15 protein-coding genes are annotated in these 13,780 nt (G+C 71.0%); 10 read left to right on the top strand and 5 right to left on the bottom strand.

Going from position 1 to position 13,780, the window contains the following annotated elements; all coding sequences use genetic code 11:
* Window positions 1–9: 9 nt before the first annotated feature.
* The 3 genes from glgP (at window position 10) to EIY87_RS03950 (ending at window position 3,806) form a co-directional block, all read left to right on the top strand.
* On the top strand, window positions 10–2,538 hold the full coding sequence (gene glgP, locus EIY87_RS03945; RefSeq protein WP_125306271.1) for an alpha-glucan family phosphorylase: 2,529 nt from the start codon (window positions 10–12) through the stop codon (window positions 2,536–2,538).
* 92 nt (window positions 2,539–2,630) lie between these two features.
* Window positions 2,631–2,756: a hypothetical protein gene (locus EIY87_RS48870; protein ID WP_263855598.1), complete on the top strand. Its 126-nt coding sequence runs from the start codon at window positions 2,631–2,633 to the stop codon at window positions 2,754–2,756.
* 63 nt (window positions 2,757–2,819) lie between these two features.
* Window positions 2,820–3,806 (top strand): LLM class F420-dependent oxidoreductase, encoded by a 987-nt coding sequence (locus EIY87_RS03950; RefSeq protein ID WP_125306272.1) that lies wholly within the window; start codon window positions 2,820–2,822, stop codon window positions 3,804–3,806.
* Here the strand turns inward: EIY87_RS03950 and EIY87_RS03955 are convergent.
* Together EIY87_RS03955 and EIY87_RS03960 are read right to left on the bottom strand one after the other, a co-directional pair.
* The gene (locus tag EIY87_RS03955; RefSeq protein WP_125306273.1) at window positions 3,803–4,198 is read right to left on the bottom strand and encodes a rhodanese-like domain-containing protein; all 396 of its coding nucleotides are present in this window, start codon (window positions 4,196–4,198) and stop codon (window positions 3,803–3,805) included. The two genes, EIY87_RS03950 and EIY87_RS03955, sit on opposite strands and share 4 nt — an antisense overlap.
* Window positions 4,195–4,740: a cysteine dioxygenase gene (locus EIY87_RS03960; protein WP_125306274.1), complete on the bottom strand. Its 546-nt coding sequence runs from the start codon at window positions 4,738–4,740 to the stop codon at window positions 4,195–4,197. Before EIY87_RS03960 ends, EIY87_RS03955 begins: the two co-directional genes overlap by 4 nt.
* A gap of 329 nt (window positions 4,741–5,069) precedes the next feature.
* On the opposite strand from EIY87_RS03960, the gene EIY87_RS03965 reads away from it, so the two are divergent.
* From EIY87_RS03965 to EIY87_RS03995, 7 genes are all read left to right on the top strand, one after another.
* Window positions 5,070–5,891: an ABC transporter ATP-binding protein gene (locus EIY87_RS03965; protein WP_191983944.1), complete on the top strand. Its 822-nt coding sequence runs from the start codon at window positions 5,070–5,072 to the stop codon at window positions 5,889–5,891.
* A 54-nt stretch (window positions 5,892–5,945) separates the two neighbouring features.
* Window positions 5,946–6,725 carry an enoyl-CoA hydratase/isomerase family protein gene (locus tag EIY87_RS03970; RefSeq protein WP_125306276.1) on the top strand — a complete coding sequence of 260 codons (780 nt, stop codon included), beginning with the start codon at window positions 5,946–5,948 and terminating at the stop codon, window positions 6,723–6,725.
* Between the two features lie 4 nt (window positions 6,726–6,729).
* On the top strand, window positions 6,730–7,695 hold the full coding sequence (locus EIY87_RS03975; RefSeq protein ID WP_125306277.1) for a class I SAM-dependent methyltransferase: 966 nt from the start codon (window positions 6,730–6,732) through the stop codon (window positions 7,693–7,695).
* A gap of 1 nt (window position 7,696) precedes the next feature.
* Window positions 7,697–8,857: a class I SAM-dependent methyltransferase gene (locus tag EIY87_RS03980; protein ID WP_125306278.1), complete on the top strand. Its 1,161-nt coding sequence runs from the start codon at window positions 7,697–7,699 to the stop codon at window positions 8,855–8,857.
* A gap of 82 nt (window positions 8,858–8,939) precedes the next feature.
* The gene (locus tag EIY87_RS03985; RefSeq protein WP_125306279.1) at window positions 8,940–9,704 is read left to right on the top strand and encodes an HAD family acid phosphatase; all 765 of its coding nucleotides are present in this window, start codon (window positions 8,940–8,942) and stop codon (window positions 9,702–9,704) included.
* Between the two features lie 61 nt (window positions 9,705–9,765).
* Window positions 9,766–10,146 (top strand): DUF427 domain-containing protein, encoded by a 381-nt coding sequence (locus tag EIY87_RS03990; protein WP_125306280.1) that lies wholly within the window; start codon window positions 9,766–9,768, stop codon window positions 10,144–10,146.
* 16 nt (window positions 10,147–10,162) lie between these two features.
* On the top strand, window positions 10,163–10,996 hold the full coding sequence (locus tag EIY87_RS03995; RefSeq protein ID WP_263855600.1) for a LysR family transcriptional regulator: 834 nt from the start codon (window positions 10,163–10,165) through the stop codon (window positions 10,994–10,996).
* A 1-nt stretch (window position 10,997) separates the two neighbouring features.
* On the opposite strand, the gene EIY87_RS04000 is transcribed toward EIY87_RS03995, so the two are convergent.
* From EIY87_RS04000 to EIY87_RS04010, 3 genes are all read right to left on the bottom strand, one after another.
* A complete protein-coding gene (locus EIY87_RS04000; RefSeq protein WP_125306282.1) occupies window positions 10,998–11,660 on the bottom strand; it encodes a YdcF family protein in 663 nt (220 codons plus the stop codon).
* Between the two features lie 10 nt (window positions 11,661–11,670).
* Entirely contained in the window at window positions 11,671–12,438 is a 768-nt protein-coding gene (locus tag EIY87_RS04005) for a GntR family transcriptional regulator (protein ID WP_125306283.1), read from the bottom strand.
* Between the two features lie 314 nt (window positions 12,439–12,752).
* Complete coding sequence (locus EIY87_RS04010; RefSeq protein WP_125306284.1) at window positions 12,753–13,718, bottom strand: chitinase; 966 nt, start codon at window positions 13,716–13,718, stop codon at window positions 12,753–12,755.
* Window positions 13,719–13,780 lie beyond the last annotated feature (62 nt).

Below are 13,780 nucleotides of genomic sequence, written 5' to 3' on the forward strand. Positions count from 1 at the left end.
TCGCTTTCCATGCGTGCAGTCCGCCGGTTCACCGTCCGCGCCAGCCTCCCGGAGTCCCTGTCCGGCCTCGGCGCGCTGGCCACCAACCTGCGCTGGACCTGGCACCCGCCGACGCGCGACCTGTTCGCGTCGATGGACGCCGAGCTGTTCAACGCCGTGCGCGACCCGCTGCGGATGCTCACCGCGCTGCCGCCGGCCCGCCTCGACGAGCTGGCCGTCGACGACGACTTCCTCGCCCGGGCGCGCGAAGCGGCCGAAGACCTGGACAAGTACCTCTCGGAGCCCCGCTGGTACCAGCAGCGCGAGGACGCCGACCTGCCGCCGGCGGTCGCCTACTTCTCCATGGAGTTCGGCGTCACCGAGGCCCTCCCGAACTACTCCGGCGGCCTCGGCGTGCTGGCCGGCGACCACCTCAAGGCCGCGTCCGACCTGGGCGTGCCGATGGTCGGCGTCGGGCTGCTCTACCGCAACGGCTACTTCCGGCAGTCGCTGTCGCTGGACGGCTGGCAGGTCGAGCACTACCCGGTGATCGACCCGAACGCGTTCCCCCTGGAGCTGCTGACCGCGGGCGGGCGGCCGGTGCTGATCGGCGTCGCGATGCCGGGCGGGCGCGAGCTGTGCGCGCAGATCTGGCAGGCCCGCGTCGGCCGGGTGCCGCTGCTGCTGCTCGACACCGACACCGAGGCCAACGACGAGGACCTGCGCGGCGTCACCGACCGGCTCTACGGCGGCGACGCCGACCACCGGCTGCGGCAGGAGATCCTGGCCGGCATCGGCGGGTTCCGCGCGGTGCGGAAGTACTGCGAGCTGACCGGTCACCCGCAGCCGATGGTGTTCCACACGAACGAAGGGCACGCGGGCTTCCTGGGGCTGGAGCGGGCCCGCGAGATCGTCCAGGCCGACGGGCTCGCGTTCGACGAGGCCATGCCCGCGGTCCGCGCCGGGACGCTGTTCACCACGCACACGCCGGTCAGCGCGGGCATCGACCGGTTCCCGGTGGACCTGGTCCAGCGCTACTTCGCCGACGGCAGGCTCGTCCCGGACATCGACCCGCGCCGCGTGCTCGCCCTCGGCGCCGAGGACAACCCCGGCCTGTTCAACATGGCGCACATGGGCCTGCGGCTGGCGCAGCGCGCGAACGGCGTCTCGCAGCTGCACGGGCGCGTCACGCGCAAGATGTTCTCGCGGCTGTGGCCGGGCTTCGACCACGACGAGGTGCCGATCTCGTCGGTGACCAACGGCGTCCACGGCCCGACGTGGGTGGCGCGCGAGCTGAGCACGCTGCTCGGCCGCGAGTGGGGCCTCGACGTCGGCGAGGGGCCGCTGCGCGACGGCGTCTCGGACGCGCAGCTGTGGGAGCTGCGGCGGGAGCTGCGCGAGAAGCTGGTGCACGAGGTGCGGCGCCGGGTGCGCGCGGCGTGGCTGCAGCGCGGCGCGTCCCCGCTGGAGCTGGGCTGGGTGGACTCGGTCTTCGACCCGGACGTGCTCACGGTCGGGTTCGCCCGCCGCGTCCCGACGTACAAGCGCCTGACGCTGATGCTGCGCGACCCCGAGCGCCTGCGCACGCTGCTGCTCAACGAGGACCGCCCGCTCCAGGTCGTGGTGGCGGGCAAGTCGCACCCGGCCGACGAGAACGGCAAGCAGCTGATCCAGCAGATCGTCCGCTTCGTCGACGGCGCGGACGTGCGGCACCGGATCGTCTTCCTCCCGGACTACGACATGTCGATGGCCCGCTACCTCTACCGCGGCTGCGACGTCTGGCTGAACAACCCGGTGCGCCCGCTGGAGGCGTGCGGGACGTCGGGCATGAAGTCGGCGCTCAACGGCGGGCTCAACCTGTCGATCCGCGACGGCTGGTGGGACGAGTGCTACGACGGCAGCAACGGCTGGGCGATCCCGACCGCGGACGGCGTCACCGACCCGCTGCGCCGCGACGACCTCGAAGCGGCGGCGCTGTACGAGCTGCTCGGCCAGCAGATCGCCCCGCTGTTCTACGACCGGTCGGCCGACGGCGTCCCGACCGGCTGGCTGTCGATGGTCTGGCACACGCTGGAGACGCTCGGCCCGCGCGTCCAGGCGTCCCGCATGGTCCGCGAGTACGTCGACAACGGCTACCTCCCGGCCGCCCGCATGGTCGCGGCGGCGACGGGCGACGGTTACCGCGGCGCGCTGTCGCTGGCGGACTACCGCACGAAGCTCGAGGTCTCCTGGCCCCGGCTGCGCATCTTCGACTCGGAGCTCCTGGTGGAGCAGACCGAGCCCCTGGTGGTCGGCACCGAGGTGACGATCCGCGCCCGCATCGACCTGGCCGGCCTCGACCCGTCCGAAGTGGACATCCAGGCGGTGGTCGGCCAGGTAGCCGACGACGACGAGCTGCGCGACGCGGTGACGGTCCCGATGACGGCGGACGGCATCGGCGCGTTCGCGGCCCGGCTGAAGCTGCCGCGGCCGGGGTCGATCGGGTACACGGTGCGGGTGCTGCCGAAGCACGGGTTGCTGGCGACACCGGCGGAGCTGGCGCGCGTCGTCCTGGCCTGAGTCACCAGTAGGGCGGCGGCTACGAGTCGGGCTCCCCGGCGCCGGCCAAGCTGGAGCGGCAGCGCGCCGAAGCGGCGACGCACGCGGCCGCGATGGTCGGTGATGCGGCCGGAGAACTGCAGAAGGTCCGCGTCACGCTGCCCGACCTCGCCAGCGACCTGCGGCGCGCGACGATGGCGGGTACCGAGCGGCCGCTGATGGGCCTTTCGGCGGCCTGACCTGGAGCAACTCCAGCCGGAAATCGCTGCGCACGCGGGCTCCCGCGGCGTTAGGTTGGCCCCATGCGCTTCGGAATCTTCGTCCCGCAGGGCTGGCGGCTCGACCTCGCCGGCATCGATCCCGCGGACCACTGGAAGACCATGCTCGGCCTCGCGAAGCACGCGGAGGCCGGGCCCTTCGAATCGATCTGGGTCTACGACCACTTCCACACCGTGCCGGTCCCGACCGAGGAGGCCACGCACGAGGCCTGGTCGCTGATCTCGGCCTTCGCCGCCGCGACGGAGACCGTGCGGCTCGGGCAGATGTGCACCTGCATGGGGTACCGCAACCCCGCCTACCTGGCGAAGGTCGCCGCCACCGCCGACACCATCGCCGGCGGGCGGGTCGAGATGGGGATCGGGGCCGGCTGGTACGAGCACGAGTGGCGGGCCTACGGCTACGGCTTCCCCGGCGCCGGTGAGCGGCTGGGGCAGCTCGACGAGGGCGTGCAGATCATGCGCGACCTCTGGACCACCGGAACGTCCACACTGGACGGCAAGCACTACCAGACCGACGGTGCGATCCTGCGTCCCCTGCCGCCGCAGGAGGGCGGGATCCCGCTCTGGATCGCCGGTGGCGGGGAGAAGAAGACGCTCAGGATCGCCGCGAAGTACGCGAAGTACACGAACTTCGCCGCCGATCCGGAGACCTTCACCCGCAAGTCGGAAATCCTCGCGCAGCACTGCAAGGATGTCGGGACCGACTACGACGCCATCGTGCGCTCGGCCAACCACAACGTCGTCCTCGGCGAAACCGAGAAGGACGTCCAGGACAAGCTGGCCTGGCTTAAGTCCCACCTCGACAAGTACGCCCCGGCCGACGCCGCCGAGCGCTGGCACGGCAACTTCGTGAACAGCCCGACCACCGGCACGCCCGAGCAGGTCACCGAGAAGCTCGCCGCGCTGGGCGAGCTGGGCATGTCGTACGCGATCTTCAACTTCCCCGAAGCCGCCTACGACCGCTCCGGCATCGACCTGTTCACCGAGAAGGTCGCGCCCGCGCTCGCCTAAGGAACCGCGGGGCTGCCGCCGGTCTGCACGGGCAGGCCGGCGGCGGCCCAGGCGCGGAAGCCGCCGTCGAGGTCCGTCGCGTTGGCCAGCCCGAGCCGCTGCAGGTCGGCCGCCGCGAGGCTCGACGCATAGCCCTCGTTGCACAGCACGATCACCGTCGAGTCCGCCGTCACCGACGGCAGCCGCCACTCGCTGTCCGGCGCCAGGCGCCACTCCAGGTGGATCCGCTCGACGATCACCGCGCCCGGGATCTCACCCTCCGCCTGCCGGTTGTCGAACGGCCGGATGTCGACCAGCAGCGCGCCGGCCTCCTGCAGCTCGCGGGCGCGCGGGGGCGCCACCCGGTCCAGTCCGGACCGGGCCTCGGCCAGGAAAGCATCCACAGCGCTCATGGCCGGACGATAGCGGGCAGGGGCGGGATTTCCGCCGGGACGTCGGCGAGCGTGGCGTACTCCCGCGTCGCCACCAGGGGCGGCGAGTACGCGTGGACGCTGGCCGCGGGCTGGTCGCCGATGCCGGTGACCTGGTGGGCGCGGCCGGCGCCGAAGCCGAGGCCCTGGCCGGCCACGTGCGTGCGGCGCCGGATCGGCCCGCCGGGATAGCGGTACTCCTCGCCGATCTCGCCCTGCAGCACGGTGAACGAGCCGGACGCGCCGCCGTGGTCGTGCGGCTTCGTGTGCTGGCCGGGCAGCCACGACAGCAGCCACAGCTCGACGCCGTCGGTCAGGGCCAGCCGGGCCCACCACCGCCGGTCTTCGTCGAAGCGCAGGATGCCCCGCAGGTTCGCGGTCAGCTCGGTGGTGACGGTGGCGGTCAGGTCGGCCAGCTCACGCGGGGTCCAGAGCAGCCGCGACGGGTGCAGCAGCTCGGGCAGCAGCGGGTCGGTCAGCTGCGGGTGGATCTCGACGGGCGGGCGGACGATCGAAGTGGTCAACGCGGGTGCTCCTCGGACGCGAAGTGATTCGGGACACGGGGGCAGCGCGGCACGCGCACGCGTCGGGGAGGACGCGGGGGATCAGCGGAGCCGCGCCCGCGTACACCCGGCCGAGGCGACGAGGAGCAGGTCGATCGTGCGACGGCGCCAGAACGAACCCCGGGTCACCGGGGTGGCGGGCGCGTCGGCTGACATGCCCGTGATCGTGCCACAACTCCGGCCCGAGCTGCTCTCCCGCGGTGCGGCGTTCCACGAAGTGGGCACGTTCCGACCTGCCGGATCGCCCACTCACCCGGGCGGGTGCGCACGCGCGCGCGACGGCAGACAGAATGGGGCTCGTGAGCGAGCCGATCCAGCCCAGCGAACTTGACGACCTCGTGGTCCGGATGGCCGGTGTCGGCGTCCGCCGGGGGACCAACGACCTCCTCAAGGGCCTCGACTGGTCCGTGGAACTCGACGAGCGCTGGGTGGTGCTCGGCCCCAACGGCGCGGGCAAGACCACCCTGCTGCGCCTCGCCGCCGCCGAGCTGCACCCGACGACCGGCGAGATCGACCTGCTCGGCGAGCGGATCGGCCGGGTCAACATCTTCGACCTGCGCCCGCGCATCGGCTTCACGTCGGCGGCCATCGCCCAGCGCGTGCCGGGCGACGAGCTGGTCAAGGACGTCGTGGTCAGCGCCGGCTACGCGGTGCTCGGCCGCTGGCGTGAGGAATACGACACCCTCGACACCGCGCGCGCCACCGAGCTGCTCGAAGCGATGGGCATCGGCCACCTGGCCGAGCGCACCTTCGGGACGCTGTCCGAGGGCGAGCGCAAGCGCGCCCTGATCGCGCGCTCGCTGATGACGGACCCGGAGATGCTGCTGCTCGACGAGCCCGCCGCGGGCCTGGACCTGGGCGGCCGCGAGGACCTGGTCGCGCGGCTGTCGGCGCTGGCCCTCGACCCGGACGCCCCGGCGCTCGTGCTGGTCACCCACCACGTCGAGGAGATCCCGCCGGGGTTCACCCACGCGCTTCTTCTCCGCGACGGCGGCGCGGTCGTCTCCGGCCTGGTCGACGACGTCATCACCAGCGAAAACCTGTCGAAGACGTTCGACCAGGACCTCGTGCTGGAGCGCTCCGGCGATCGCTTCTTCGCCCGGCGCCGCTAGGGTGGCCTTACCGGCCGGTAGCCTGCTGGCACTTGTTCAACGAGGAGGAGTGACGTGGGAGAGTTCGTAACCCTCGAGGTCAAGGACGGGGTCGGCACGATCCGGCTCGACCGGCCGCCGGTCAACGCCCTGAACGCCCAGGTCACCGCCGAACTGGCCGAGCTGGCCAAGGAGGCCACCGAGCGCGACGACGTCCGCGCGGTGATCCTCTACGGCGGCGAGAAGACCTTCGCGGGCGGCGCGGACATCAAGGAGATGGCCACCCGCACCTACCCGGAGATCGCGAAGTTCGGCGCGAACCTCACCGGCACGCTGGCCGCCATCGCGAACATCCCGAAGCCGGTCGTCGCGGCCATCACCGGCTACGCCCTCGGCGGCGGCCTCGAGCTGGCGCTGACCGCGGACTGGCGCGTCGCCGGCGACAACGTCAAGGTCGGCCAGCCGGAGATCCAGCTCGGCGTCATCCCCGGCGCGGGCGGCACCCAGCGCCTGGCGCGCCTGATCGGCCCGAGCAAGACCAAGGACATCGTCTACACCGGACGGTTCGTCAAGGCCGAAGAGGCGCTGCAGCTGGGGATCGTCGACCAGGTCGTGGCCCCGGACGACGTCTACGCGGCGGCCCACAAGTGGGCGGCGCAGTTCGCGAACGGCCCCGCCGTGGCGCTGCGCGCGGCGAAGGCGGCCATCGACGGCGGTCTCGACGTGGACCTGCCGAACGCGCTCCGGCTCGAGTCGCACCTGTTCGCCGCGCTGTGGGCGACCGAAGACCAGAAGAACGGCATGAAGTCGTTCATCGAAAACGGGCCCGGCAAGGCCACTTTCGAAGGGAAATGACGCCTTGACCGACGTGAACGACCCGGCCCCGAACCCGCACGCCACCGCCGAAGAGGTCCAGGCCGCGTACGCCGACCCCAAGCTGGCGAACGTGCTCTACCACGACTGGGAAGCCGGCACCTACGACGAGAAGTGGTCGATCTCGTACGACGAGCGCTGCATCTCCTACGCCACCGACGTGTTCAACGCCGTCGCGGGCGAGGACGGCCAGCCCTACCAGCACGCGATGGAGCTGGGCAGCGGTACCGGCTTCTTCCTGCTGAACCTCATGCAGGGCGGGGTCGCCAAGAAGGGGTCGGTCACCGACCTCTCGCCCGGCATGGTCCAGGTCGCGCTGCGCAACGCCGAGAAGCTCGGCCTCGACGTCGACGGCCGGGTCGCCGACGCCGAGCGCATCCCGTACGACGACAACACGTTCGACCTCGTCGTCGGGCACGCGGTGCTGCACCACATCCCGGAGGTCCAGGCGGCGTTCCGCGAGGTGCTGCGCGTGCTCAAGCCGGGCGGCCGGTTCGTCTTCGCGGGCGAGCCGACCAAGGTCGGTGACTTCTACGCCCGCAAGCTCGGCCAGTTCACCTGGTTCCTGACCACGCGCGTGACGAAGCTGCCCGTGCTGAGCGGCTGGCGCCGTCCGCAGTCCGAACTGGACGAGTCCTCCCGCGCGGCCGCTTTGGAGGCCGTGGTCGACATCCACACGTTCGACCCGTCGGAGCTGGAGTCGTGGGCCCGCGGCGCCGGTGCGCAGGACGTCCACGCGGTCACCGAGGAGTTCGCCGCGGCGCTGGCCGGCTGGCCGATCCGGACGTTCGAAGCCGCCGTGCCGCAGGAGAAGCTCACCGTGCGCTGGCGGCTGTTCGCCTACCACCTGTGGCTGCGGCTGTCCGCCGTGGACAAGAAGGTGCTGTCGAAGATCCTGCCGCGCGAGCTGTTCTACAACGTGATGATCACCGGGACCAAGCGGCCGTCCTGAGTTGGGTTATTCGTTCAGCCTCGGCGACGTCGCCTACCTGCGCTCCGGCGCGGGTATCGCGGCGCTCGCCGAGGTTTCGTCGTTGCCGCTGACCGACCGGATCGCCTCCGTCGCGGCCGTCCGCCGCCTCGTCGGCGAGGAGCACGCGGCCGCGGTGCTGGAAACCGTGCTGCTGCGCCGGAAAGCCGGGTCCAAAGTGGATTCCGACGGCTGGCTGTTCACTTCGGACGCGTTGCAGCAGGCGAGTGCCACGCCGGTCGCCCGGCATCGCGCCACGCGGCTGGCGGGTCTCGACGTCCACGACGTCACGTGCTCGGTCGGCGCCGACCTCGTCGAAATCGCCCGGGTGGCGCGCCGCGCGCTCGGGTCCGATCTGGACCCGGTGCGCCTCGAAATGGCGCGGCACAACGGAACCGCCGCGGGTGTCGCGTTCGGACTCGCGCGCGCGGACGCGCTGTGCCCGGTGAGCCGTTCGGGCGTCGTCGTCGCGGATCCGGCGCGGCGTGACTCGGCCGGTCGCCGGGCGTGGAAACCCGCCGACTTCGCCCCGCCGCTGGACGAGCTGGTCGACGCCTACCCGGGCCGGGCACTGTCCGTGAAGTGCGCGCCGGGACTGGACTTCGCGCTGACGCCGTGGGCGGACGAGGTCGAGCTGGTGTCCCTGGACGGCCAGGTGCGCGAATCCTGTCTCTGGCGCGGCTTCGGTGAAGGCGTCACCCGCCGGGCGACCGTGCTGCGCTCGGACGGGACACAGTGGACGGTCACCGACGCCGAGCCGGACGAACTGCCGACGCGGGCGCCGGGGGAGTGGATCGTCGACCCCGACGGCGCCGTCGTCCGGGCCGGGCTGGTCCGTCACTACGCGGCGCGGCACGGGTTGTGGCAGCTGGACGAACGCATCGCGTACCTGACCGGCGACACCCCGCCACCGGGCGTGCGGGCGTTCCGGGTGCTGGAGCAGGGGCCCTACAGCGAGAAGGCGCTCAAAGCCGTCCTCAAGCGACACGACGTCGGGCGGCTGGAAATCCTGGTGCGCGGCCTGGACGTCGACCCGGACGCGCTGCGGCGGCGGCTGAAACCCCGTGGTGGCGCGGAAGCTTCCGTGGTGCTGACCCGGATCGGGCGGTCGCCGGTGGCGTTCCTCTGCCGCGCCGAGCGGTGAACGGAAACTTTCGAGGGGTGGAACTCCGGGTGAACGTGACGTAGGTTCCCCCAGGTCGTCAAGTTCCACTGGAGGGTTCGCCGTGTCCGGAAAATGGTCAAGTCTCGTCAAGCTCGCCGCCGCCGCGGCCATCGGCGCCACCGTCGCCTCGGGCGCCACCGCGCTCGCCGGATCGGACGACGCGACCGCCGCCCGCGCCAAGGAGCCGGCCAACATCGGCCAGGTCAAGAACGACGTCAAGGCCTACTACGGCGACTACCTCGACGCCGCGGGCAAGCACCACTACTCCGAGACCAGCCAGTTCGCGAAGGACAGCAACCGCGTCGTCTCCGACGCCAAGCGCTACCTGCAGCAGCAGCTGGGCAAGGTCGAGAACCCGGCCATCGTGCTGGACGTCGACGACACCTCCGAGATCACGTTCGGCTGGGAGGCCGACAACGACTTCGGCTTCGACCCGGTCAAGCAGCAGCAGGCGATCGACAACGGCACGTTCGTCGCGAACAAGCCGGTGCTGGAGCTGGCCAACTGGGCCGTGCAGCACGGCGTCAAGCTGTACTTCCTGACCGGCCGCAACGAGTTCCAGGGCCCGCAGTCGCTGAAGAACCTGGCCAACGAGGGCTACCCGGCGCCCGCGGGCGCGTTCTTCAAGCCGAAGACCACCGCTCCCGACTACCTGCCGTGTGGCCTGACCTGCAACACCGTCCAGTACAAGTCGGGCACGCGGGCGCACATCGAGGCGACCGGCGCGAAGATCGTGCTCAACGTCGGCGACCAGTTCAGCGACCTCGAGGGCGGTTACGCGCTGCGCCCGATCAAGCTGCCGAACCCGATGTACTACCTGCCCTGAGCGCGGAATAACGGCCGGGCCCGGGGTGCTGCTCCTGGTACACGATTCTCGAGGAGCTGACATGCCGGAGAAGAAGGTGCTGGTCCCGGGCCCGGACCACCCGATCACCGTCGAGCCGACCCAGGCCCGCGTGGTGGTCAAGGCGGGCGGGCGCGTCATCGCGGACAGCCGCAACGCGTTCACCCTGCAGGAGTCCACGTACCCGCCGGTCCAGTACATCCCGCTGGCGGACGTCGACGCGAGCGTGCTGGAGCGGACCGACCACGAGACGTACTGCCCGTACAAGGGCGAGGCCAGCTACTACTCGCTCAACGCGGGCGAGGTGAAGGGCGAGAACGCGGTCTGGACGTACGAGAAGCCGTACGACCCGGTCGCGCCGATCAAGGACCACGTCGCGTTCTACCCGAACGTCGTGGACTCCATCGAGCTGGTCGAGGACTGAGCTGGACCTCGATCTGCTGCGCACGTTCCTGGCCGTCCACCGGGCGGGTTCGCTGACCGGTGCGGCACCGTCGCTGGGCCTGTCCCAGCCGACGGTGACCGCGCAGGTCAGAGCCCTGGAGGAGGAGCTGGGCCAGCAGCTGTTCGTCCGCCGAGCTCGGGGCGTGACCCCGACGTCGGCGGCCGACGAACTGGCCGCCCGGATCGCCCCGCACGTGGACGCGCTGGCCGCGGTGACCGTCGGCGACGACCCGTTCGCGGCCCCGGTGCACCTGGCCGGCCCCGCCGAGCTGACCACGATCCGGGTCCTCCCCGCCCTGGCCGGCCTGGTCGCTTCCGGGCTCCGCCTGCGCGTGACGTTCGGCCTGGCCGACGACCTCCTCGCCGGCCTCGCCGAGCGCCGCTACGACCTGGTGGTTTCGACGATCCGCCCCCGCCCCCGCCGCCGCGGCCTGGCGGCGACGCCGCTGACCGACGAGGAGTTCGTCCTGGTCGGCCCCCGCGGCTTCGACGGCGACCCGCGCACCGCACCGCTGGTGGCCTACGCCGAGGACCTGCCGATCATCCGCCGCTACTGGCGTTCGGTGCTGGGCGTCCGCCCACCGGCGGGTCCCGCGGTGGTCGTGCCGGACCTGCGCGGTGTGTTGACGTGCGTGCTCGCCGGGTTCGGCGTGAGCGTGCTGCCGCGGTACCTGTGCGCGGCCGAGCTGGCTTCGGGCGCGCTGATCGCGTTGCTGGAGCCGGAGGAGCCACCGATCAACACGCTCTTCGCGGTCACCCGCGCGGAACCCTGCCGGGCGGGGCCCGCGGCGGTGCGGGACGCACTGCTCGCGGACGCCGCCCGCTGGTGACTCAGATGAGCCGCCGGGTGTATCCCGCGCAGACCAGCCTCTCGAAGGCTTCGCGCACGCGGTCCGGCATTTCCTGGGGAATGGCGAACCCCTTGTCCGCGTAGACGTCGATCCGCTGGGTGTCACCGACCAGCATGTCGACCACGCGATCGACGTCTCCGATGCCGGCGACGTACTCGTCGAGCGGCAGGCTCAGCGACGCGCAGGTGACGGTGACTTCCGGCCAGAGCTTCCGGCAGGTCGCGTACGCACGTCGCTGCTGGTACGGCCTCGAGATCAAGACGGCGGAACCGACGTCGATGCCGCGCCCCGCCAGGACTTGGCGGGTGAAAGTGATGTTTTCCCCGGTGTTCCTGGCATGGGGTTCGACGAGAACGGCGTGTGGTGGCACCCCGAGATCCAAGGCGTGTTCCCGGTAGTGGACCGCCTCACCGCGAGGGAACCGCTCGATCGTGGTCGGGGCGTTCGCTCCGGTGAACACGATCAGCGGGAACGAGCCGGCCTTGAAGAGCCCGGCCGCGCACGTGGCCACCCCGATGTCGTGGCTTCCGAGACCGATGCCGACATCCGCGTTGCGTGGCTCGTGGTGCATGTCGTGGTAGTCCCAAAGTGTTTCGACGTCCGCGCGAAGCGAGTCAGGCAGGGACGCGACGGGCTCGGGCATGAACTCTCCGTCAGTCGGGGATCTTGAAGGTGTACGTCCACGAAAACCGGCTGGCGGCGTGCACTCCGCGGGCGAACTCGACGACGCGTCCGTCGACCGTGCACGTCCGCCGCCGCAAGACCATGACCGGTTCTCCGGCCGGCAGCCGCAGCTGATCCGCCTCGTCGGGGGTCGGCATTCGCGCGTGCACCGTCTCGGTCACGCTGTCGGGTTCAAGTCCGCGGAGGGTGAGGATCAGAAACCCGCCACCCCGGCCGGCGGGACCAGGCGCCGGATCGAGGAGGTGAGTGCCTTCGACGTCGGCGGGCCGGTAGTAGCTGGTCAGCGTGTGAGTGGGCTGGCCGTCGTCTTTCACCAGCCGTGCACGTTCGTACACGGGGGAGCCCACGGGTATCCCGAGCGCCTCGGCGACTTCCGAGTCGGCTTCGACCTGCTGGACCGACTGGGTCTGATCCGTGGGTTCCCAGCCCCGGCCGGAGGCTTCCCGGTCGGCGGCGAACGCCACGACATCGCAGTGCTTCCACTTGCTCTTGGCGTAGCGGTCCGCGCCCAGCCGCTTCATCGGCGGGTGTGCGCGGACGACAGTGCCTCGTCGGCGGACCGGGGTGACCAGCCCTTCGGCCTCGAGGACACCGATCGCCTTCCAGACCGTGTTGACGTTCACCCCGAACTCGGCTGCCAGCTCCGCCTGCTTGGGCAAGGTCGTCTCCGGCGCGTAGTCGCCTCGCTGGATGGCCTCCCGCAGGATCCCCGCCAGCTCCCGGTAGCCGGTAGTCACGCCTTCTCCTTCGCCAGTCGACCCGAATAACGCTATCTCTAGCGGTAGTTCTTGGGTGGCTCGAGGCGCGACGGGAGGAGAAGGGTAATGGGTGCGTCTGAGGAGCGATGGCCCAGGACGCTGCGTGAAGCCCACGACGACTCGCACTCGCGGATGCTGGACCGGGAAGCGCCGATCCGAGCGTGGGTGGAGTTCCGGAGGGTGAACGCGCAGAGCTTCGAGAGGTGGAACGGCTGACTGCGAAGCCGCAGTGGAAGTCCGATTGCGGAACGGGCGGCGCCCTTGCCGAGTAGCGGACGCCGCCCGCTGGTGACTCAGCCCGTGTAGCCCGCGAAGATCTTGCCGAACTCGTACTTCGACTGCGGCACGTTCGTGCACTTGTACAGCGCCCCCGTGCACGCGTTCGCGTCGCGGCCCGCCTCCCAGAACGACAGCATGCCCAGGTGGACGGTCTTCGCGAACGCCACCAGCGCCTTCGCGTCCTTCTGGTAGAAGATCTCGTTCTGCGAGTCGTTGACGCCGATCATCGGGGTCACGCCGACCTTCTTCCACGCCGCCGCGTCGCTCAGGCCGTACAGCGACTTGAGCTGCGCCTGCGTCGCCTTGGCCGCGGAAATCGCTTTCGCGCCCTGGTCGCCCGCGCCCTGGTAGTAGTCCATCGCCATGATGTTCACCAGGTCGAGGTTCACCCCCGCGTCCTTCGCGGACTTGACGACGTTGAGGCCGTCGGCGGTGAGACCGCTCGGAAGCACCGGCAGGGTAAGCGAAATCTTCAAGCCCGGGTTGTTGTTCTGCAGCGTCTTCAACGCCTGGGAGCGCCGGGCGATCGTCGTCGGATCCGCGATCGCCGCGCCCTCGATGTCGAAGTCGGCGTACTTCAGGCCGTACGCCTTGACGACGGCGTCGTACTCGGCCGCGACCTGGGCGGACGTGCTGCACGCCTGTGCCAGTTCGATGCCGGACGCGCCGCCGAAGGAGATCTTGACGTCGCCGCCCGCGTTCCGGATCTTGGCGATTTCCTCCTGCTGCCAGGCCGTGCGCGGGTCGTAGGCGCCGAACCAGCTGGCCTTGCAGCCGTAGGAGTTGACGAACGCGAGCGTGAAACCCTTGACACCGCTGGCGGCCGACATCGCCGACAGGCTGGGTGTCGGCCACGCGCCCATGTCGACGTAGGGCCCGACCGGGATCGGGGAGCCGGCCGCGGCGTTCGCGGGCGCGGAAAAGCCGGTGGCGAGCAGGGCCAGACCGCCCACGGCGGCCAGCAGGGAACGGAGACGCACGGTGGACCTCCACGACGACGAGCGCGGCGGCGGGAATCTGTCCCCATTGGTATAGACCAGTG

The sequence above is a fragment of the Amycolatopsis eburnea genome (genome assembly GCF_003937945.1).
Taxonomy (GTDB): Bacteria; Actinomycetota; Actinomycetes; order Mycobacteriales; family Pseudonocardiaceae; genus Amycolatopsis; species Amycolatopsis eburnea.

Coding starts and splice junctions, on each gene's coding strand:
- glgP (WP_125306271.1), top strand. CDS start 10: ATGCGTGCAGTCCGCCGGTTCACCGTCCGCGCCAGCCTCCCGGAGTCC.
- EIY87_RS48870 (WP_263855598.1), top strand. CDS start 2,631: ATGGTCGGTGATGCGGCCGGAGAACTGCAGAAGGTCCGCGTCACGCTG.
- EIY87_RS03950 (WP_125306272.1), top strand. CDS start 2,820: ATGCGCTTCGGAATCTTCGTCCCGCAGGGCTGGCGGCTCGACCTCGCC.
- EIY87_RS03955 (WP_125306273.1), bottom strand. CDS start 4,198: ATGAGCGCTGTGGATGCTTTCCTGGCCGAGGCCCGGTCCGGACTGGAC.
- EIY87_RS03965 (WP_191983944.1), top strand. CDS start 5,070: ATGGGGCTCGTGAGCGAGCCGATCCAGCCCAGCGAACTTGACGACCTC.
- EIY87_RS03990 (WP_125306280.1), top strand. CDS start 9,766: ATGCCGGAGAAGAAGGTGCTGGTCCCGGGCCCGGACCACCCGATCACC.
- EIY87_RS04000 (WP_125306282.1), bottom strand. CDS start 11,660: ATGCCCGAGCCCGTCGCGTCCCTGCCTGACTCGCTTCGCGCGGACGTC.